We start from the raw sequence: 18,186 nt of genomic DNA, 5'->3' as shown, positions 1-18,186 counted from the left end.
TTGCCGGCGCGCACATCCCTTATGAAACCGTTCGCTTTCGTCTTTCCCGGCCAGGGTTCGCAATCCGTCGGCATGCTCGATGCCTGGGGCGAGCATCCGGAAGTCATCGCCACGCTGCGCGAAGCCTCGGACGCCCTTGGCGAGGACGTCGGCCGGTTGATCCACGACGGCCCCAAGGAATCCCTGGCGCTCACCACCAACACGCAACCGGTGATGCTGGTCGCGGGGGTGGCAGCGTACCGCGTCTGGCGCGCCGAGGGAGGCGCCGAGCCGGCCCTGATGGCGGGCCATTCGCTGGGCGAGTATTCCGCGCTCGTGTGCGCCGGTGCGCTGGCGCTCGCGGATGCGGCACCGCTCGTGCGCTTCCGCGCGCAGGAGATGCAGGAAGCGGTGCCCGTCGGCACCGGCGCCATGGCCGCGATCCTGGGCCTGGATGCGCAGAAGGTGATCGAAGGCTGCGCTCAGGCGCAACGGCAGGCCTCGGGCGAGGTGGTCGAAGCCGTGAACTTCAACGATCCCGCGCAGACCGTGATCGCCGGCAGCAAGGCGGGCGTCGACAAGGCCTGCGAAGTGCTGAAGTCCATGGGTGCGAAGCGCGCACTGCCGCTGTCGGTGTCGGCGCCCTTCCATTCGAGCCTGATGAAGCCCGCCGCGGAGAAGCTCAGGGCGAGGCTCGCGGCAACCCCGTTCGCGAGCCCGCGCATCCCGGTCGTCAACAACATCGAGGTGAAGGTGGAGACCGATCCCGATCGCATCCGCGGCGCACTGTACGAACAAGCCTTCGGCCCGGTGCGCTGGGTCGAATGCATCCAGGCGATCAAGGCGCGCGGCGTCACCAGCGTCGTCGAATGCGGACCCGGCAAGGTGCTTGCCGGCATGTGCAAGCGCATCGATCCGGAAGTCACCGGCCTCGCGCTGTACGATCGCGCGACTCTCGCCGAGGTGAAAGGGGCGCTCGCATGATGGCAAAGCTCGAAGGACAGGTCGCACTCGTCACGGGTGCCTCGCGCGGCATTGGCGCGTCCATCGCCCATGAACTCGCGCAGCGCGGCGTGAAGGTGGTCGGCACGGCCACCTCGGCCGAGGGCGCCGCGAAAGTGACGCAAGCCCTTTCGCAATTCGCCGGCTGCAAGGGCGCGGTGCTGGACGTGAACGACGCTGCGGCAGCCGAGGCGCTGGTCGACTCGATCGCGAAGGAGCAGGGCGGCCTGCACATCCTCGTCAACAACGCGGGCATCACGCGCGACATGCTCGCGATGCGCCTCAAGGACGAAGACTGGGATGCGGTGCTGGACACCAATCTCAAGGCCGTCTTCCGCATGAGCCGGGCGGTGATGCGCACCATGATGAAACAGCGCTATGGCCGGATCGTGAACATCACGTCCGTGGTCGGCGCTTCGGGCAATCCCGGCCAGGCCAACTACGCCGCAGCGAAGGCCGGAGTCGCCGGCATGACCCGCGCCCTGGCACGCGAACTCGGCAGCCGAAGCATCACCGTGAATTGCGTGGCGCCCGGCTTCATCGAGACCGACATGACGGCCGTGCTTCCCGAAGAGCAGCAGAAAGCGCTGCTCGCGCAGATTCCGCTGGGACATCTCGGCAAGCCGGCCGACATCGCCTACGCCGTGGCGTTCCTGGCCTCGCCGCAGGCCGGCTACGTGACGGGCCAGGAAATCCACGTCAACGGCGGCATGTTCATGGCCTGAAGCTGCCTCGGCGGGGAGCCACGGGCCTCAACCCGCCAAAAGCTAGAATTGACGATTCATTCACAACCCCCTGAGGGAACCCAATGAGCGATATCGAAGCACGTGTCAAGAAAATCATCGCCGAGCAGCTCGGCGTGGAGGAGTCCCAGGTGACCAGCGAGAAGTCGTTCGTCGCCGACCTGGGCGCTGACTCGCTCGACACCGTGGAACTCGTGATGGCGCTCGAGGACGAGTTCGGCATCGAGATCCCGGACGAGGACGCCGAGAAGATCACGACGGTGCAGAACGCCATCGACTACGCCAACGCCCACCAGAAGGCCTGACCCCCAAGATGCTTCGCCGCCGTGTCGTCGTCACCGGACTCGGGTGCGTGAGCCCCGTGGGCAACACCGTTGCCGAGTCCTGGGAGAGCCTGTTGGCCGGCAAGCCCGGCATCGACCTCATCACGCAGTTCGACGCGGCCAATTTCGCGTGCCGCTTCGCGGGTGAGGTCAAGGGATTCAACATCGCCGACTACATCCCGGAGAAGGAGGCGCGCCACATGGACCGCTTCATCCATCTCGGGTACGCGGCGGCGGTGCAGGCGGTGCAGGACAGCGGCCTGCCCACCGGCGACGCGCTCAAGGGCGAAACGGCCGAGCGCATCGGCTGCAACATCGGCGCGGGCATCGGCGGCCTGCCGATGATCGAGGAGACGCATGCCGAGCTGGTGAACCGCGGCCCGCGGCGCATCTCGCCGTTCTTCGTGCCGGCGTCGATCATCAACATGATCTCGGGCCACGTCTCGATCAAATACGGCTTCAAGGGCCCGAACATATCCGTCGTGACGGCCTGCACCACCGGCCTGCACGCGATCGGCCTGTCCGCGCGCCTGATCGAATCGGGCGATGCCGACGTGATGGTCGCCGGCGGCTCCGAATCGGCCGTCTCGCCGCTGGGCATCGGCGGCTTCGCTTCGGCGCGCGCGCTGTCCACGCGCAACGACGACCCGAAGACGGCGTCCCGTCCCTGGGACAAGGACCGCGACGGCTTCGTGCTGGGCGAGGGCGGCGGCGTCATGGTGCTCGAGGAGCTGGAGCACGCGAAGGCTCGCGGCGCGAAGATCTACGCCGAACTGGTCGGCTTCGGCATGAGCGGCGACGCGTACCACATGACCGCGCCCGATGTCGACGGCCCGCGCCGCTCGATGGTCAATGCGCTGCGCAACGCGGGCGTGAATGCGGACCAGGTCCAGTACCTGAACGCGCACGGCACGTCCACGCCGCTGGGCGACATCAACGAGACGAACGCGATCAAGGCGGCGTTCGGCGATGCGGCGAAGAAGCTCGTCGTGAATTCGACGAAGTCGATGACCGGCCACCTGCTCGGCGGCGCCGGCGGCATCGAATCGGTGTTCACGGCACTCGCGGTGCATCACCAGAAGAGCCCGCCCACCATCAACATCTTCAACCAGGATCCCGAGTGCGACCTGGACTACTGCGCCAACGCCGCGCGCGACATGAAGATCGACTACGCCGTGAAGAACAACTTCGGCTTCGGCGGCACCAACGGCACGCTGGTGTTCAAGCGCTTCCAGTAAAGCGCCTTCCTGTCCATGCATAGCGCCCCGGCGGTGAATTACCCGGCGGGGCGTGCCCTGTTCGCAGGCGTTGCCGCGCTCGCCCTCTGGTCGGCCGGCGCTGTCGCCGTGGCGGCCTGGGCCGTCCAGGTGGACAGCGGGCCGGTTGTCCTCGCACTGGCGGGCGCTTGCGTCCTCGGAGCCGGCGCGATCGCCGGGCGTGCGTGGCTGCGCTCGCCCGTGGGCACGCTAGCGTGGGACGGGGAAAGCTGGACCTTGGCGGGAGCGGACGGGACGCACGCCGGCACGCCCGAAGTCGCGCTGGACGCGCAGCGGCTGCTCCTGTTGCGCTGGCGGGCGGCAGGGCGGGGCGGATGCTGGCTCTGGCTCGAGCGCAGCGCGCTTCCGGCCCGCTGGGACGACCTGCGGCGTGCGGTATATTCGCGCCCCAGCCCGCAAGCGCTGCCCGGCGCGCCAGGCGAGGGCGACGCGAAACCATGACAAGAACGCCGCCCGCTGCGACGCCCGCGCCGGCCGCCACCGACCTGATGCTCGTCGAGCGCACGGTGGCCGGGGACCAGCGCGCCTTCGAGCTGCTGGTGGTGAAGTACCAGCGCCGGATCGAGCGCCTCATAGGCCGGATGGTGCGTGACCAGGACCTGATCCAGGACATCGCCCAGGAAACCTTCATCCGGGCGTACCGGGCGCTCGCCCAGTTCCGCGGGGATGCGCAGTTCTATACCTGGCTGTACCGGATCGCCGTCAATACGGCGAAGAAGGCGCTGGTCGACCTCAAGCGCGACCCGCTGGTCTCCGAGACCGCCTTGAGGGGCGGGGGTGACGAGGAAGATGAAACTTCCGCCATGGAGAACGAACTAACCAGCGCGGAGACGCCGGAGACGGTGCTGGCCGCCAAGGAAATCGCCGCCACGGTGAACTCGGCCATGGAAGCCCTGCCCGAGGAACTGCGCCAGGCCGTGACCCTGCGCGAGATCGAGGGTTTGAGCTACGAAGAGATCGCGGAAGTGATGAATTGCCCGATCGGCACCGTCCGGTCCCGGATCTTCCGGGCCCGGGAGGCGATCTCGGCGAAGGTCAAGCCCTTGCTGGAGAACCAGTCGGGCAAGCGCTGGTGAGTGATGTGGATTCGGCGGAGCGGATGATGGAACAGATCGACAAGCGTGAAGTGATTTCGGCACTGGCCGACGGACAGTTGCACGGTGATGCGTTCGCCCGGGGTGTGGAGCTGGCCGCCACGGACGCTGCGGCGCGCGAGGCATGGCACGCGTATCACCTGATCGGGGACGTGCTGCGTTCGGGCGAACTGGCGCGTTGCGCCCCGCCGGACCAGTTCCTGGGGCGCCTGCAGGAGCGCCTGCGCGGCGAGCAAGTCGTGGCCGAGACGAATGTCCTGCCCGTGACGCGCGCACCGCGTGAAGCGGCCAACGATGGCGTCTTCCGATGGAAGCTCGTGGCGGGCGTGGCCTCGGTGGCAGCCGTGTCCGCGTTCGCGTGGACGGTCATCGCGGGCGCACCCCGGCCCGATCGGGGGCAGGTGGCTGCCGCGCCGTTGTCTCCGCCCGCCGGCACGGTGCTCACAGGCACATCGCGGGGCGTGATGATCCGCGACCCGCGCCTGGACGAATTCCTCGCGGCGCACCGCCAGCTCGGCGGCGGGGCGGTCGCGCCAGCGGGCTACCTCCGGAACGCGACGTTCGACGGCCAGGGCCGCTGATGCCAGCGCCCGTGGCCCGGACGCTCCCGTCCAAACGCACTTTCGCGCGCGGCCTGGTCGCCGTCGGCCTGGGCCTCCAGTTCGGCTGGGTACGGGGGCAGCCGGCCTCCGCGCCCGCGCGCTCCGGCGAACGCAGCGTGAGCGAGTGGCTCATGCGCATGCACGAAGCCTCCAGGCTGCGCAGCTACGCGGGAACCTTCGTCGTGTCGTCGAACGGCGGCGGCATGTCCAGCGCCCGCATCTGGCATGCATGGAATGGCGGGGTGCAGGTCGAGCGCGTGGAGTCGCTGACGGGCGCGCCGCGCTCCGTGTTCCGCCGCAACGAGCAGGTCGTCACCTTTTACCCGGACGCGCATCTCGTGCGTACCGAGAGGCGCGAGTCGCTCGGCGTCTTCACCAACCTGCTCAAGTCGAGCGACAGCTCGATCCCCGATTTCTACGTCGCCCGCCGCATGGGCACCGATCGCGTCGCCGGTTTCGAGGCCGACGTCGTGCAGCTGGCGCCGCGCGACAACCTGCGCTTCGGCTACCGCATCTGGAGCGAGAAGAAGTCGGGCCTGGTCGTGAAACTGCAGACCATCGATGCGGACGGCAGCGTGCTCGAGCAGTCGGCGTTCTCCGAACTCACGCTCGATGCGCCCGTGCGGGCCGACAGGCTCACGCAGATGATGGCCGCGCCCGCGGGCTGGCGTGTGGAGAACGCCGACGTGGTGAAGACCACCGCCGAATCCGAAGGCTGGCAGCTCAAGGCGCCGCCGGCAGGCTTCAAGCCCATCAGTTGCTACAAGCGCCCGGTGGGCGGCGGCCCGGCGCCCGAAGGCACCATGCAATGGATCTTCTCGGATGGGCTCGCGGCAGTCTCGCTCTTCATCGAGCCGTACGACGCCCGCCGGCACGCCCAGGAAGGGCTGTTCGCGAGCGGCGCCACGCAGACGCTCACGCAACGCGTGCAGGACTGGTGGCTGACGGTTGTGGGCGAGGTGCCCGCCTCGACGCTGCGCGCCTTCGCGCAAGGCCTCGAACGCCGCAAATAAGCCCACAATCCCAAGCGTTCATCCTCATTCGAAAGGTCGACATGCCCAGAACCGATTGGAAACAGTTGCGCGCCTGGAGCACGGCGCTCGCCTTCGCGCTCGCTGCCAACCTGGCGCTCGTGCCCGCGCAGCCCGCGTTCGCGCAGCCGGGGCGCAACCTTCCCGATTTCGCCGACCTCGTCGACCAGGTCGCGCCCGCCGTCGTCGGCATCCGCACGCTGGAGCGCACGCGTCCGGGCGTGCCGGGCAACATGGACGAGGAGATGCAGGAGTTCTTCCGGCGCTTCTTCGGCCAGCCGATGCCCAACGTGCCGAACGCGCCGCGCCGCCCGAACCGCCCCCAGCCGGAGGAGCAGGAGCGGGAGCAGCCGCGCGGCCTGGGCTCGGGTTTCATCCTCTCGTCCGACGGCTTCGTGATGACCAACGCGCACGTCGTCGAAGGGGCGGACGAAGTGGTGGTCACGCTCACCGACAAGCGCGAGATGAAGGCCAAGATCATCGGCCTGGACAAGCGCACCGATGTCGCCGTCGTGAAGATCGAGGCCACGGGCCTGCCGGTGATGAGGGCCGGCGACGTGAGCAAGCTGCGTGTGGGCGAATGGGTGCTCGCCATCGGCTCGCCTTTCGGCCTGGAAAGCAGTGTGACGGCCGGCATCGTGAGCGCGAAGCAGCGGGACACGGGCGACTACCTGCCGCTGATCCAGACCGACGTGGCCATCAATCCGGGCAACTCGGGCGGCCCGCTGATCAACATGCGCGGCGAGGTGGTGGGCATCAACAGCCAGATCTATTCGCGCTCGGGCGGCTACATGGGCATCTCGTTCGCGATCCCCATCGACGAGGCCATCCGCGTGAGCGAACAGCTGCGCGCCACCGGCCGTGTCACCCGTGGGCGCATCGGCGTGTCCATCGACCAGGTCAGCCGCGACGTCGCGGAATCGATCGGGCTCGGCCGGCCGATGGGCGCACTGATCCGCAGCGTCGAAAGCGGCTCGCCGGCGGACAAGGCGGGGCTGGAGCCGGGCGACATCATCACGAAGTTCAACGGCAACTCCATCGAACGGGCGAACGAGCTGCAGCGCATGGTCGGGAACACGAAGCCTGGCACGCGCGCCACGCTGACGATCTTCCGCAAAGGGGCTGCGCGCGACCTGCCGGTCACGGTCGCCGAGTTCGAACCCGAAAAGCCGGTGCGGGCCGCTTCGGCGCCCAAGGAGGAAAAACCCAAGCCCTCCTCGCCGGGGGCGCAATCCATCGGCCTGCAGGTGAGTGACCTGACGGAAGCGCAAAAGAAGGAGCTCAAGGTCAAGGGTGGGGTGAAGGTCGAAGCGGCGAGCGAAGGCGCGGCGCGCGCAGGCATCCGCGAGGGCGACGTGATCGTGCAGATCGGAAATGTCGACGTGAGCAGTGTTCGCGAGTTCGAGGCCGTGCTGGCGAAGACGGACAAGAGCAAGCCGATTCCCGTGTTGCTGCGGCGAGGCGAGCTGGCCACCTATCTGGTGATCCGTCCCGCGCGCTGAGCGGCCCTGGCGTGAAAGCCCCAACCCGGACTCGGGTTTGGGGCTTTTTTTGCGGCAGCCGGTCGTCCAAATGAGACGCGGCAAAAATTTTTTTCAGGACGGCTGGGCTGGCTTCAAAGTTTGCGTCCGCTAACTTTCGCCTCAAGCACCTGCCTTTTTCGATAGAATCCACCGGCCCGAGTCGCCATTCGGCGTATATCGCAGGCCTTGCGAACCACCATGCGGGAACCGCAGCTCAGATTCACAGATCGCCCACAAGTTGTCCCAGAGCTTGCTCCCGAAAATTGTTGATAACCTGTGATCAAAGTGCTTGTTGCTGGTCTGCAACGACGGTTGGCGGCCGTCCCTGCGGCTGTACGCCCCGGGCTTTTTGCCTACAATGAAGCTCCAACTATCGCAGTTGCCATAGATTGTTGGTTCAGGGCGCGTCGCCATTCGACGCGCCCTTTTTTCTTGTCCTTCGCCGTTTGAATTCAATCACTTAAGCGTTCCCGTTGATGAATCACATCAGAAACTTCTCGATCATCGCGCACATCGATCACGGCAAATCGACGCTCGCGGATCGCCTGATCCAGCGCTGTGGCGGCTTGTCGGATCGCGAGATGGAAGAGCAAGTGCTCGACTCGATGGAGCTCGAGAGGGAGCGTGGGATAACCATCAAGGCGCAGACCGCTGCACTGCGTTATCAGGCACGCGACGGACGCGTCTACAACCTCAATCTGATCGACACGCCCGGCCATGTCGACTTCTCGTACGAGGTCTCGCGTTCGCTGTCCGCGTGCGAGGGCGCACTGCTCGTTGTCGACGCGAGCCAGGGTGTCGAGGCGCAGACGGTCGCCAACTGCTACACGGCCCTCGACCTGGGCGTCGAGGTCCTGCCGGTCCTGAACAAGATGGACCTGCCGCAGGCCGACCCGGAAAACGCCAAGCGCGAGATCGAGGACGTGATCGGCATCGACGCGTCCAACGCCATTCCCTGCTCGGCCAAGACCGGCATGGGCATCGACGACATCCTGGAGGCGATCGTCGCCAACATCCCGGCGCCCCGCGGCAATCCGCTGGCGCCGCTGCGCGCCATGATCATCGACAGCTGGTTCGACAGCTACGTCGGCGTCGTGATGCTCGTGCGCGTGGTGGACGGCCGCCTCGCCAAAGGTGAGCGCATCAAGCTGATGGCCACCGACGCGGCGTACGAGGCCAACCAGCTCGGCGTCTTCACGCCCGCCAACCAGCCGCGCGATTCGCTGGAGGCGGGCGAGGTCGGCTACGTGATCGCCGGCATCAAGGAGCTGCAGGCGGCCAAGGTCGGCGACACGGTGACGCTCGAGAAGAAGCTGCCGAACAACGCGGGCAGCGCCACCGAGCCGCTGCCGGGCTTCAAGCAGATCCAGCCGCAGGTGTTCGCGGGCCTGTACCCGACCGAGGCGAATCAGTACGACTCGCTGCGCGATGCGCTGGAAAAGCTCAAGCTGAACGACTCGTCCTTGCATTACGAGCCGGAGGTGAGCCAGGCGCTCGGCTTCGGCTTCCGCTGCGGCTTCCTCGGCCTGCTGCACATGGAGATCGTGCAGGAGCGCCTGGAACGCGAATTCGACCAGGATCTCATCACCACCGCGCCGTCCGTCGTCTATGAAGTCGTCAAGGGCGACGGCGAGGTGATCATGGTCGAGAACCCCGCCAAGATGCCGGACCAGGGCCGCATCCAGGAGATCCGCGAACCGATCGTCACGGTGCACCTGTACATGCCGCAGGAATACGTCGGACCGGTGATGACGCTGGCCAACCAGAAGCGCGGCGTGCAGCTGAACATGGCCTACCACGGCAAGCAGGTGATGCTCACGTACGACCTGCCGCTCGGCGAGATCGTGCTGGACTTCTTCGACAAGCTGAAGTCCGTGAGCCGCGGCTACGCGTCCATGGACTACACGTTCAAGGAGTTCCGTGCCTCGGACGTGGTGAAGGTCGACATCCTGCTGAACGGCGACAAGGTCGACGCGCTGTCTATCATCGTGCACCGCAGCCAGGCTCCCTACCGCGCGCGGGCGGTGGTGGCGAAGATGCGCGAGATCATCAGCCGCCAGATGTTCGACGTGGCGATCCAGGCGGCCATCGGGGCGAATATCATCGCGCGCGAAACCGTCAAGGCGCTGCGCAAGAACGTGCTGGCAAAATGCTACGGCGGCGACATCACCCGCAAGCGCAAGCTCCTCGAAAAACAAAAGGCAGGCAAGAAGCGAATGAAGCAGATCGGTTCCGTCGAAGTCCCGCAGGAAGCCTTCCTCGCCATCCTCCAGGTCGAGGAATAAGGCGATGCAGCTCCTGACCGCCGCGATCCTCGCGGCTTTCGTCGGCTACGCAGGCGCGTGGTACTTCGGATTCCTCGAGGGCAACTTCGCGCTGCTCCTTTTCCTGGCCACCGTCGTCACCGGCCTGTACTGGCTGGCCGAACGCTTCTATTTTCTGCCCAGGCGCCGCGAGGTCGCCTCCGAGCTGGAGGCCAAGGCGGAAGTTCGGCGCGCGAGCCTCTCGGCGCAGGGCATCCGCGCCGAGGACGGCGAGATGGTCGCGCAGGCCAGGCAACGGGTGCTCATGCAGCCCTGGTGGCTGGATTGGACGGCGGGCCTGTTTCCCGTGATCCTCGCCGTCTTCGTCCTGCGCTCGTTCCTCTTCGAGCCTTTCAAGATCCCTTCCGGCTCGATGATCCCGACGCTCCTGGTGGGCGACCTGATCCTGGTGAACAAGTTCGCCTACGGCGTGCGCCTGCCGGTGCTGAACACCAAGCTCACCGAGGGCACGCCGCCGCAGCGCGGAGACGTGATGGTTTTTCGCTACCCGCCCAAGCCGAGCCTGGACTACATCAAGCGCGTGGTCGGCGTCCCCGGCGACGAGGTCGCGTACTTGAACAAGCGCCTCACGGTCAACGGGCTGCCCGTGAGCAAGCAGCCGGTGGCCGACTACTTCGACGAGGACTCGATGGCGTACTTCAAGCAGTACGAGGAGGTGCTCGGAGGCAAGCGCCATCGCATCCTGAACGACGACAACCGGCCCGCGTTCATCCCGGGCGTGGAGAACTTCCCATTCAAGGAGAATTGCCGCTACAGTGTCGAGGGCGTCGTGTGCAAGGTGCCGCCGGGACACTATTTCATGATGGGCGACAACCGCGATAATTCGCTCGACTCGCGCTACTGGGGGTTCGTCCCGGACCGGAACATCGTCGGCAAGGCGTTCTTCATCTGGATGAATTTCGGCAGTTTCAGGCGCATCGGGTCATTCGAGTAGTCGCCCAGGGTCAAGGGCGCTGAGGAGTGGGAATGGAGATGAAATCAAGAGCGGGGCAGTCGGGTGTGTCCTTCATCACCCTGCTGTTCATCGCGGGCGTGCTCGCCTGCGTCGGGGTGGTGGGCGCGCAGGTGTTGCCGACGGCCGTCGAATACCAGGCGATCCTCAAGGCCGCCCAGAAGTCGTCCGACGGAGCCACTGTCGCCGATGTGCGAAAGATTTTCCAGAATGCGGCGGACATCGACAACATCACATCGATCGAGCCGAAGGACCTCGTGGTCACCAAGGACGGCGACTATGTCGTCGTGAGCTTCGCGTACAACAAGGAAATCCACCTGTTCGGGCCGGCGTTCCTGCTGCTCAAGTACGCCGGGCAGTCCAAGCACGCCAGGTAAGTCGCCCAGCACGCGTGGATGGCCAGCTCGCCCAGTTGCAGGAAAGGCTGCAACACCGGTTTCGCGACCCGAAGCTGCTCGAGCGGGCGCTGACGCACCGCAGCTATTCCAGCGACCACAACGAGCGCCTCGAATTCCTCGGCGATTCGGTCCTGAACCTCGCCGTGGCCAGCCTGCTGTACCAACGCCTGAGCGCGCTGCCGGAGGGCGACCTCTCGCGCGTGCGCGCCAACCTCGTCAAGCAGGACACGCTGCACCGCCTGGCGGTGCAATTGAAGCTGTCCGACGTCATCCGCCTGGGCGAAGGCGAAGCGCGTTCCGGCGGGGAACGGCGTCCCTCGATCCTCGCCGACTCGCTGGAGGCCCTCATCGGCGCCGTGCACCTCGACGCCGGCTATGCCACAGCCGAGGCGCTGGTCCATCGGCTGTACCGGGATGTCGAGATCAACCCGGGCATGGCCCAGGCCGCCAAGGACCCGAAGACGGAACTGCAGGAGTGGCTGCAGGGGCGCAAAATGAAGCTGCCGGTGTATCGCGTGGCCGCCACGCTGGGGGCCGCGCACAAGCAGACCTTCGACGTCGAGTGCGAGATTCCCGAACTGGGCGTGGTCGAGCGCGGCATCGGCGCATCGCGGCGGGCCGGCGAGCAGGCTGCCGCCGCCGCTGCCTTGCTGACGCTCAAATCGAAGCACAAATGAGCCCCACATGACCGAGGCCGCCCCGCAGCGCTGCGGACTGATCGCCATCGTCGGCAAGCCCAACGTCGGCAAGTCGACGCTGCTCAACGCGCTGGTCGGCCAGAAGATCAGCATCACCTCGCGCAAGGCGCAGACCACGCGCCACCGGATCACGGGCATCCGCACGATCGGTGCCACGCAGTTCGTGTTCGTCGACACGCCGGGTTTCCAGACCCGCCATGGCACGGCGCTCAATCGCGCGCTCAACAAGGCCGTGACGGGCGCCGTGTCCGACGTCGACCTCGTGCTGTTCGTGGTGGAAGCGGGCCATTTCACGCCCGCCGACGCGAAGGTGCTCGGCCTGCTCCAGCCGGGCATCCCGGTGGTCCTGGTCGCGAACAAGCTCGACACGGTGAAGCGCCGCGCCGAACTCGCGCCGTGGCTGCAGGACGTGGCCCAGCGCCACGCGTTCGCCGACATCGTGCCCATGGCGGCCAAGAACGCGAAGGACATCGAGCGCCTGTTCCCGGTCTGCGAGAAGTACCTGCCCGAGCAACCCTGGTTCTATGGCGAGGACGAGCTCACGGACCGCAGCGAACGGTTCCTCGCCGGCGAAACGGTGCGCGAGAAGCTGTTCCGTCTCACGGGCGACGAGCTGCCCTACACCTCCACGGTCGTCATCGAGAAGTTCGAGGAGGAGCCGAGCCCGAAATTCAACCGGCTGGTGCGCATCTCGGCCACCATCGTCGTCGAGCGGGATGGCCACAAGGCGATGGTGATCGGCGAGAACGGTGAGCGGCTCAAGCGCATCGGCACCGAGGCGCGCCAGGAACTCGAGAAGCTCATGGACTGCAAGGTGTTCCTCGAGCTGTGGGTGAAGGTGCGTTCCGGCTGGGCGGACGACGAAGCGCGCGTGCGCAGCTTCGGCTACGAATAGCCCGGCAGTCCGATGGCCACCAAGCGAATCTCGGACGAGCCGGCGTTCGTGCTTCACCGCTATGACTGGAGTGAATCCAGCCTGATCCTCGAGGTCTTCACGCGCCATCATGGTCGCGTGGCGCTCGTCGCGAAAGGCGCCAAGCGCCCCAGTTCCAGTTTTCGCCCGGTCCTGCTGCCGCTGCAGCCGTTGCACGTCGCGTTCGGTGGCGACGCGGAGATCCGCACGCTCAAGGGCGCCGAGTGGGTCGGCGGGCAGGTGATGCCCACCGGCGACGCGCTCCTGTCGGGCTATTACCTGAACGAGCTGGTCCTGCGGCTGCTGGCGCGCGACGATCCGCATCCCCAGCTGTTCGACGCGTATGCGGCGGCCGTCGCCGTGCTCGGCTCCGAACACGGCGACGCGCTGGAGCCGGCGCTGCGCGCCTTCGAGCTGCTGCTGCTGCGGGAAATCGGTCTGCTGCCAACGCTCGATGCCCAGACGCTCACGTTCACCCCGCTTGACGTGGACGCGCGCTATGCGCTCGTTGCCGAAGCCGGCCTGATCGCGGTCGGGGAGGACGACGAGCGGCCGGCCCTCACCGGGGCGCAGTGGCTCGCGTTGCAGCGGGCGCTGGACAATCCGGCGCCGTTCCAGGCGACCGCGCGCGAGGCGGCACCCGTCAATGCCGAGCTCAAGCCGCAGCTGCGCGCGCTGCTGCACTACCATTGCGGGGTCGGTACGCTGCGCACGCGCCAGCTGATGATCGACCTGCAATCGCTATGAACACCCCTCGCACCGCGCTGTCCGTGAACCTCAACAAGGTGGCGCTCGTGCGCAATACGCGGCATTTGGGCATCCCGAGCGTCACGCACGCCGCCGTGCTGTGCCTGCACGCCGGTGCGCACGGCATCACCGTGCATCCGCGTCCCGACGGCCGCCACATACGCGCCGAGGACGTGCGCGACCTGCACGAGCTGCTCAAGGCCTGGCCGCAAGCCGAGTTCAACATCGAGGGCAACCCCTTCCATAACCTGATGGACTTCGTGCGCGAGTTCCGGCCGCACCAGTGCACGCTGGTGCCCGACGCCGAGGGCCAGTTCACGAGCGACCACGGCTGGGACATGCCCGCGGACGCGAAGCGGCTGAAGACCATCGTCGACGAGGCGCATGCACTGGGTGTGCGCGTCAGCCTGTTCATGGACCCGGTGCCGCGGGCCATGCAGGCTGTGAAGGACATCGGCGCCGACCGGATCGAGCTCTATACCGAAGGCTACGCGCGCGCATTCGGCACGTCGAACCAAGACCAGGTGCTGCGTGCCTACGCGAACACGGCGCAGGCGGCGCTCGACTGCGGCCTGGGCGTCAACGCGGGCCATGACCTGAATCGCGACAACCTCACCACGTTCCTGCGCGTGGTGCCGGGCGTCGGCGAAGTCTCGATCGGCCACGCCTTCATTGCCGATGCGCTCGAGCTCGGCTACGAGGCGACCACGCGCGCCTACCTGGCGAGCATCGCCCGCGCATTCGACGGCGCATGATCTTCGGGATAGGCACCGACATCTGCGACGTGCGGCGCATCCGCGCCTCGCTCGAGCGGCACGGCGACCGGTTCCCGCAGCGCGTGCTGTCCGCGGGCGAGATCAAGGTCTGGCAATTCCGCAGTGCCCGTTGGCCCGACCGCGGCATCCGCTACCTCGCGACGCGCTTTTCGGCGAAGGAAGCCTTCAGCAAGGCGGTGGGCCTGGGCATGCGCATGCCGATGGCCTGGCGCCTGTGCGAGATCGCCAACGAGCGCAGCGGCAAGCCCTACATCCTCCTGCACGGCGGCCTGAAGGACTGGTTCGAGGCCCAGGGCCTCGTCGCACACGTCACCGTGACCGATGAATCCGATTACGCGGCGAGCTTCGTCGTGGTGGAAAAGAAAGAACAGCAATGACCCAGCACGCCCCCATCATCCTGGACATCGCGGGCACGCAGCTCACGGATGCCGACCGCTCGCGCATCGAGAACCCGCTGACCGGCGGTCTCATCCTTTTCACGCGCAACTGGCAGGACCGGGCGCAGCTCACGCAGCTGTGCGCGGACATCAAGGCGGTCCGCGAGGACGTGATCATCTGCGTGGACCACGAGGGCGGGCGCGTGCAGCGTTTCCGCACCGACGGCTTCACGCACATCGCCCCGATGCGCACGTTCGGCGAGCTGTGGATGAAGGACGCGATGGCGGCGACCAACGCAGCCACCGCCGCCGGTTTCGTGCTCGGGGCGGAACTGCGCGCCTGCGGCGTCGATTTCAGCTTCACGCCGGTGCTGGACCTCGACTTCGGGGGCAGCACCGTGATCGGCGACCGCGCCTTCCATCGCGATCCGCGCGTCGTCGGGTTGCTTGCCAAGAGCCTGATGCACGGCCTGCTGAAAGCGGGCGTGGCGAACTGCGGCAAGCACTTCCCGGGACACGGCTTCGTCAAGGCCGATTCGCACACGGACATTCCCGTCGACAACCGCAGCCTGAAGGCGATCCTGGCCGACGACGCCGCGCCATACCGCTGGCTCAGCACCGTGCTGACCTGCGTCATGCCGGCGCACGTCGTCTATACGAAGGTCGATGCGCGCCCGGCGGGGTTCTCCGACCGCTGGCTCAACGACATCCTGCGCGGCGACCTGGGTTTCCAGGGCGCCGTGGTGAGCGACGACCTGAGCATGGAAGGCGCACGCCTGATCGACGGAAAGCGCGTGAGCTATTCCGAAGCCGCCGTCGTCGCGCTGCAGGCCGGCTGCGACCTCGTGCCGCTGTGCAACCAGTCGGTGCAGAGCGAGGGCGGCGCGGCGATCGACGAATTGCTCGCGGGCCTCGCGCAAGCGCGCGACAAGGGCCAGTGGCAGCCCAGCGAAGCGAGCGAAGGGCGCCGCCTCTCGCTGCTGCCGCGTTCACCCGCCTTGAGCTGGGACGCCCTCATGGGCGACCCGGACTACATGCACGCGCTGGACCTGCTCCCCTGAAAGCTGGTCAAGGCAGGGGATAGGCCCACTGCACCAGCGAGATCCCGCCGAACGTCGTCGCGCCGAAGTTCGACATGCCGTGCCGCGCCAGGAACCATGCCAGCTCCTCGCTCGGCTCGACCCCCATCGAGCGCAGGTAACGGTAGAAAGGGCCATTGACCGGGTCGACCGGCTTCGTGTGCGACACCATGATCGCGTCGACGATCGCCATCGGGCGCTGCGGTCCCAGCACGTGATGGAAAGCGATGTCCACGCCGTACCCGGAAACCGCCGCACGCAGGTCCTCCTCCAGCAGTCGCACCGCTTCGGCGCCGAGCAACGGCATCATGGACTCCACATAGTTCGTGTGGCGCAGGAACCATGACGGGTTGTGTCGCGTGATCAGCCAGCTCGCGTGCGATTGCGGCGACAGCGAGGGCTGGCAGATCGCGAGCCCGTGGTCGTGGGCGATGGTGAACATCCGGTCGACGTCCGCCCTATCGCGGAACTCGATATCCTCGTCCACGAGGAAGAAGCGCTCGTAGCCGTCGAAACCGAGCCCGGGCTGCTCGAAGCGCGCTTGCGCGAACGCATCCCATTTGCTCACGCCGCCGGTCAGCACGTATTCGGCTTGCCGGTCGCTCGCGTCGGGCGCCTCGTAACACGAAAGCGCGCAGTCCCAGCTGCGATGCGCAGGCAGCGGATAGAGCCGGCGATGCAGCGACCGCGCGCCGCACCGGAAAAACACCAGGTTGCGCCGGCGCTGCGCGGGAAGCGGCGTGTGCAACCGGAGCGGAACGGCTGCCGCGACCTGCGGAGGCACGTTCCGGGCCAAGCGCGTCAGCCCTCGCGTCGCAGCGCCGGGAACAGGATCACGTCGCGAATGCTGGGGCTGTCGGTGAGCAGCATGATCAGCCGGTCGATGCCGACACCACAGCCGCCGGTGGGCGGCATGCCGTATTCGAGCGCGCGCACGAAGTCGTGGTCGTAGAACATCGCCTCGTCGTCACCCGCGTCCTTCGCATTCACCTGCGCGGCAAAGCGCGCAGCCTGGTCCTCGGCGTCGTTCAGCTCCGAGAAGCCGTTGGCGATCTCGCGGCCGGTGATGTAGAGCTCGAAGCGCTCCGTCACTTCCGGCCGGTAGTCGTTGGCGCGCGCGAGCGGCGAGATCTCGGTCGGATGCTCCATGATGAAGGTGGGCTGCCAGAGCTGCTCCTCGACCTTCTCCTCGAAGTACATGACCTGCAGCGCGGCCAGCGAGCGCTTCGAGAGCCGGTCCTTCTCCTCGCTCAGGCCCAGCTTGCGCAGTGCGTCGACCAACCAGTCGCGGTTGCCGACGTTGTCGCCGGCATCGGTGTACTTGCCGATCGCCTCGACGATCGTGAGTCGGTCGAAGGGCGTCGCGAGGTCCACCGGCTTGCCGCCGTACGTGAGCTGCAGCGTGCCCACGGCCTTCTGCGCGGCGTCGCGGACCAGGCTTTCGGTGAAGTCCATCAGGTCCAGGTAGTTCCAGTACGCCGCATAGAACTCCAGCATCGTGAACTCGGGGTTGTGGCGCACCGAGATGCCTTCGTTGCGGAAGTTGCGGTTGATCTCGAACACGCGCTCGAAGCCGCCGACCACGAGGCGCTTGAGGTAAAGCTCCGGTGCGATGCGCAGGTACATCGCCTGGTCCAGCGCGTTGTGGTGCGTGATGAACGGTTTGGCGTTCGCGCCGCCCGGGATCGGGTGCAGCATCGGCGTTTCGACCTCGAGAAAACCGTTTCCGGACATGAATTCGCGGATGCCGCTCACCGCCTTGCTGCGGGCCACGAAGCGGTCGCGCGCTGCCGGGTCCATCATCAGGTCCACGTAGCGCTGGCGGTACTTCAGCTCCTGGTCGGCGACGCCGTGGAACTTGTCCGGCATGGGCCGCAGGTTCTTCGTGAGCAGGCGGATCCTGGTCGCGTGCAGCGAGAGCTCGCCCGTCTTCGTCTTGAACAGCGTGCCTTCCGCGCCGATGATGTCGCCCAGGTCCCAGTGCTTGAACGCGGCATAGGCTTCTTCGCCGACGGCATCGCGCGTCACGTAGATCTGGAAACGGCCGGTCGCGTCCTGGAGGGTCGCGAAGCTCGCCTTGCCCATGACGCGCTTGAGCATCATGCGTCCGCCGACGCTGGCGACGATGGCTTCCTTCTCCAGCTGCTCGGCCGCTTTCGCGCCATGGTGCTCGTGCAAAGCAGCCGCGCGATGGCCCGGCTTGAAGTCGTTCGGGAAGGCGACGCCCTGGCCCGCCTTCTGCGCCTCGCGCAGGGCCTTGAGCTTCTCGCGGCGCTCGGCGATCAGCTGGTTTTCATCCTGGGGCGGGGTGGGGCGGTCTTGTTCGGACATAAGCCCTCTATTCTAGT

The 18,186-nt window shown here is 66.9% G+C and carries 20 protein-coding genes; 18 read left to right on the top strand and 2 right to left on the bottom strand.

The features are described from left to right. The first annotated feature begins 21 nt into the window (after nucleotides 1-21). The 18 genes from fabD to nagZ all read left to right on the top strand — a co-directional run bounded on the left by fabD (nucleotide 22) and on the right by nagZ (nucleotide 15,820). On the top strand, nucleotides 22-963 hold the full coding sequence (gene fabD / locus AC3EF3_RS13515; RefSeq protein WP_488532668.1) for an ACP S-malonyltransferase: 942 nt from the start codon (nucleotides 22-24) through the stop codon (nucleotides 961-963). After that, nucleotides 963-1,706, top strand: a complete 744-nt coding sequence (gene fabG, locus AC3EF3_RS13510) for a 3-oxoacyl-ACP reductase FabG (RefSeq protein WP_488533790.1) — start codon at nucleotides 963-965, stop codon at nucleotides 1,704-1,706. The genes fabD and fabG overlap by 1 nt, the downstream gene beginning before the upstream one ends. 83 nt (nucleotides 1,707-1,789) lie before the next feature. Then, nucleotides 1,790-2,029: an acyl carrier protein gene (gene acpP / locus AC3EF3_RS13505; protein ID WP_145895081.1), complete on the top strand. Its 240-nt coding sequence runs from the start codon at nucleotides 1,790-1,792 to the stop codon at nucleotides 2,027-2,029. A gap of 8 nt (nucleotides 2,030-2,037) precedes the next feature. Next, the gene (gene fabF, locus AC3EF3_RS13500; RefSeq protein WP_488532667.1) at nucleotides 2,038-3,285 is read left to right on the top strand and encodes a beta-ketoacyl-ACP synthase II; all 1,248 of its coding nucleotides are present in this window, start codon (nucleotides 2,038-2,040) and stop codon (nucleotides 3,283-3,285) included. Nucleotides 3,286-3,300: 15 nt separating this feature from the next. Next, a complete protein-coding gene (locus AC3EF3_RS13495) occupies nucleotides 3,301-3,765 on the top strand; it encodes a hypothetical protein (protein ID WP_488532666.1) in 465 nt (154 codons plus the stop codon). Beyond that, nucleotides 3,762-4,400 (top strand): RNA polymerase sigma factor RpoE, encoded by a 639-nt coding sequence (gene rpoE / locus AC3EF3_RS13490; protein WP_488532665.1) that lies wholly within the window; start codon nucleotides 3,762-3,764, stop codon nucleotides 4,398-4,400. Before AC3EF3_RS13495 ends, rpoE begins: the two co-directional genes overlap by 4 nt. Before the next feature lie 23 nt (nucleotides 4,401-4,423). Next, a complete protein-coding gene (locus AC3EF3_RS13485) occupies nucleotides 4,424-4,999 on the top strand; it encodes a sigma-E factor negative regulatory protein (RefSeq protein WP_488532664.1) in 576 nt (191 codons plus the stop codon). 11 nt (nucleotides 5,000-5,010) lie between these two features. Next, nucleotides 5,011-6,033 carry a MucB/RseB C-terminal domain-containing protein gene (locus AC3EF3_RS13480; RefSeq protein WP_488532663.1) on the top strand — a complete coding sequence of 341 codons (1,023 nt, stop codon included), beginning with the start codon at nucleotides 5,011-5,013 and terminating at the stop codon, nucleotides 6,031-6,033. Between the two features lie 41 nt (nucleotides 6,034-6,074). Next, a complete protein-coding gene (locus AC3EF3_RS13475; protein WP_488532662.1) occupies nucleotides 6,075-7,553 on the top strand; it encodes a DegQ family serine endoprotease in 1,479 nt (492 codons plus the stop codon). A gap of 497 nt (nucleotides 7,554-8,050) precedes the next feature. Beyond that, on the top strand, nucleotides 8,051-9,859 hold the full coding sequence (gene lepA / locus AC3EF3_RS13470) for a translation elongation factor 4 (RefSeq protein ID WP_488532661.1): 1,809 nt from the start codon (nucleotides 8,051-8,053) through the stop codon (nucleotides 9,857-9,859). 4 nt (nucleotides 9,860-9,863) lie between these two features. After that, nucleotides 9,864-10,832, top strand: coding sequence for a signal peptidase I (gene lepB / locus AC3EF3_RS13465; RefSeq protein WP_488532660.1), 969 nt, complete (start codon nucleotides 9,864-9,866; stop codon nucleotides 10,830-10,832). A gap of 38 nt (nucleotides 10,833-10,870) precedes the next feature. Then, complete coding sequence (locus AC3EF3_RS13460) at nucleotides 10,871-11,227, top strand: DUF4845 domain-containing protein (protein ID WP_488532659.1); 357 nt, start codon at nucleotides 10,871-10,873, stop codon at nucleotides 11,225-11,227. Between the two features lie 14 nt (nucleotides 11,228-11,241). Further along, nucleotides 11,242-11,925: a ribonuclease III gene (rnc, locus tag AC3EF3_RS13455; protein ID WP_488532658.1), complete on the top strand. Its 684-nt coding sequence runs from the start codon at nucleotides 11,242-11,244 to the stop codon at nucleotides 11,923-11,925. 7 nt (nucleotides 11,926-11,932) lie between these two features. Next, nucleotides 11,933-12,841, top strand: a complete 909-nt coding sequence (gene era, locus AC3EF3_RS13450; protein ID WP_488532657.1) for a GTPase Era — start codon at nucleotides 11,933-11,935, stop codon at nucleotides 12,839-12,841. A 12-nt stretch (nucleotides 12,842-12,853) separates the two neighbouring features. Continuing rightward, the gene (recO, locus tag AC3EF3_RS13445; protein WP_488532656.1) at nucleotides 12,854-13,606 is read left to right on the top strand and encodes a DNA repair protein RecO; all 753 of its coding nucleotides are present in this window, start codon (nucleotides 12,854-12,856) and stop codon (nucleotides 13,604-13,606) included. After that, nucleotides 13,603-14,361 (top strand): pyridoxine 5'-phosphate synthase, encoded by a 759-nt coding sequence (locus tag AC3EF3_RS13440; protein ID WP_488532655.1) that lies wholly within the window; start codon nucleotides 13,603-13,605, stop codon nucleotides 14,359-14,361. The genes recO and AC3EF3_RS13440 overlap by 4 nt, the downstream gene beginning before the upstream one ends. Beyond that, nucleotides 14,358-14,759 carry a holo-ACP synthase gene (gene acpS / locus AC3EF3_RS13435; RefSeq protein WP_488532654.1) on the top strand — a complete coding sequence of 134 codons (402 nt, stop codon included), beginning with the start codon at nucleotides 14,358-14,360 and terminating at the stop codon, nucleotides 14,757-14,759. The genes AC3EF3_RS13440 and acpS overlap by 4 nt, the downstream gene beginning before the upstream one ends. After that, nucleotides 14,756-15,820, top strand: a complete 1,065-nt coding sequence (gene nagZ / locus AC3EF3_RS13430) for a beta-N-acetylhexosaminidase (RefSeq protein WP_488532653.1) — start codon at nucleotides 14,756-14,758, stop codon at nucleotides 15,818-15,820. The genes acpS and nagZ overlap by 4 nt, the downstream gene beginning before the upstream one ends. Nucleotides 15,821-15,827: 7 nt before the next feature. On the opposite strand, the gene AC3EF3_RS13425 is transcribed toward nagZ, so the two are convergent. Together AC3EF3_RS13425 and lysS are read right to left on the bottom strand one after the other, a co-directional pair. After that, nucleotides 15,828-16,622 (bottom strand): DUF707 domain-containing protein, encoded by a 795-nt coding sequence (locus AC3EF3_RS13425; protein WP_488532652.1) that lies wholly within the window; start codon nucleotides 16,620-16,622, stop codon nucleotides 15,828-15,830. A gap of 17 nt (nucleotides 16,623-16,639) precedes the next feature. Continuing rightward, nucleotides 16,640-18,169: a lysine--tRNA ligase gene (lysS, locus tag AC3EF3_RS13420; RefSeq protein ID WP_488532651.1), complete on the bottom strand. Its 1,530-nt coding sequence runs from the start codon at nucleotides 18,167-18,169 to the stop codon at nucleotides 16,640-16,642. Between the last annotated feature and the right edge of the window lie 17 nt (nucleotides 18,170-18,186).

It is taken from the genome of Ramlibacter sp. GS1-15 (assembly GCF_057785015.1).
The sequence above is the reverse complement of the archived record's forward strand: the minus strand, read 5'-3'. Positions and strand labels throughout refer to the sequence as shown.

What these genes read in the sequence shown, in the direction of transcription:
- fabD (WP_488532668.1), top strand. Translation starts at nt 22, where the DNA reads ATGAAACCGTTCGCTTTCGTCTTTCCCGGCCAGGGTTCGCAATCCGTC.
- fabG (WP_488533790.1), top strand. Translation starts at nt 963, where the DNA reads ATGGCAAAGCTCGAAGGACAGGTCGCACTCGTCACGGGTGCCTCGCGC.
- acpP (WP_145895081.1), top strand. Translation starts at nt 1,790, where the DNA reads ATGAGCGATATCGAAGCACGTGTCAAGAAAATCATCGCCGAGCAGCTC.
- fabF (WP_488532667.1), top strand. Translation starts at nt 2,038, where the DNA reads ATGCTTCGCCGCCGTGTCGTCGTCACCGGACTCGGGTGCGTGAGCCCC.
- AC3EF3_RS13495 (WP_488532666.1), top strand. Translation starts at nt 3,301, where the DNA reads ATGCATAGCGCCCCGGCGGTGAATTACCCGGCGGGGCGTGCCCTGTTC.
- rpoE (WP_488532665.1), top strand. Translation starts at nt 3,762, where the DNA reads ATGACAAGAACGCCGCCCGCTGCGACGCCCGCGCCGGCCGCCACCGAC.
- AC3EF3_RS13485 (WP_488532664.1), top strand. Translation starts at nt 4,424, where the DNA reads ATGATGGAACAGATCGACAAGCGTGAAGTGATTTCGGCACTGGCCGAC.
- AC3EF3_RS13475 (WP_488532662.1), top strand. Translation starts at nt 6,075, where the DNA reads ATGCCCAGAACCGATTGGAAACAGTTGCGCGCCTGGAGCACGGCGCTC.
- lepA (WP_488532661.1), top strand. Translation starts at nt 8,051, where the DNA reads ATGAATCACATCAGAAACTTCTCGATCATCGCGCACATCGATCACGGC.
- lepB (WP_488532660.1), top strand. Translation starts at nt 9,864, where the DNA reads ATGCAGCTCCTGACCGCCGCGATCCTCGCGGCTTTCGTCGGCTACGCA.
- AC3EF3_RS13460 (WP_488532659.1), top strand. Translation starts at nt 10,871, where the DNA reads ATGAAATCAAGAGCGGGGCAGTCGGGTGTGTCCTTCATCACCCTGCTG.
- era (WP_488532657.1), top strand. Translation starts at nt 11,933, where the DNA reads ATGACCGAGGCCGCCCCGCAGCGCTGCGGACTGATCGCCATCGTCGGC.
- recO (WP_488532656.1), top strand. Translation starts at nt 12,854, where the DNA reads ATGGCCACCAAGCGAATCTCGGACGAGCCGGCGTTCGTGCTTCACCGC.
- AC3EF3_RS13440 (WP_488532655.1), top strand. Translation starts at nt 13,603, where the DNA reads ATGAACACCCCTCGCACCGCGCTGTCCGTGAACCTCAACAAGGTGGCG.
- acpS (WP_488532654.1), top strand. Translation starts at nt 14,358, where the DNA reads ATGATCTTCGGGATAGGCACCGACATCTGCGACGTGCGGCGCATCCGC.
- nagZ (WP_488532653.1), top strand. Translation starts at nt 14,756, where the DNA reads ATGACCCAGCACGCCCCCATCATCCTGGACATCGCGGGCACGCAGCTC.
- lysS (WP_488532651.1), bottom strand. Translation starts at nt 18,169, where the DNA reads ATGTCCGAACAAGACCGCCCCACCCCGCCCCAGGATGAAAACCAGCTG.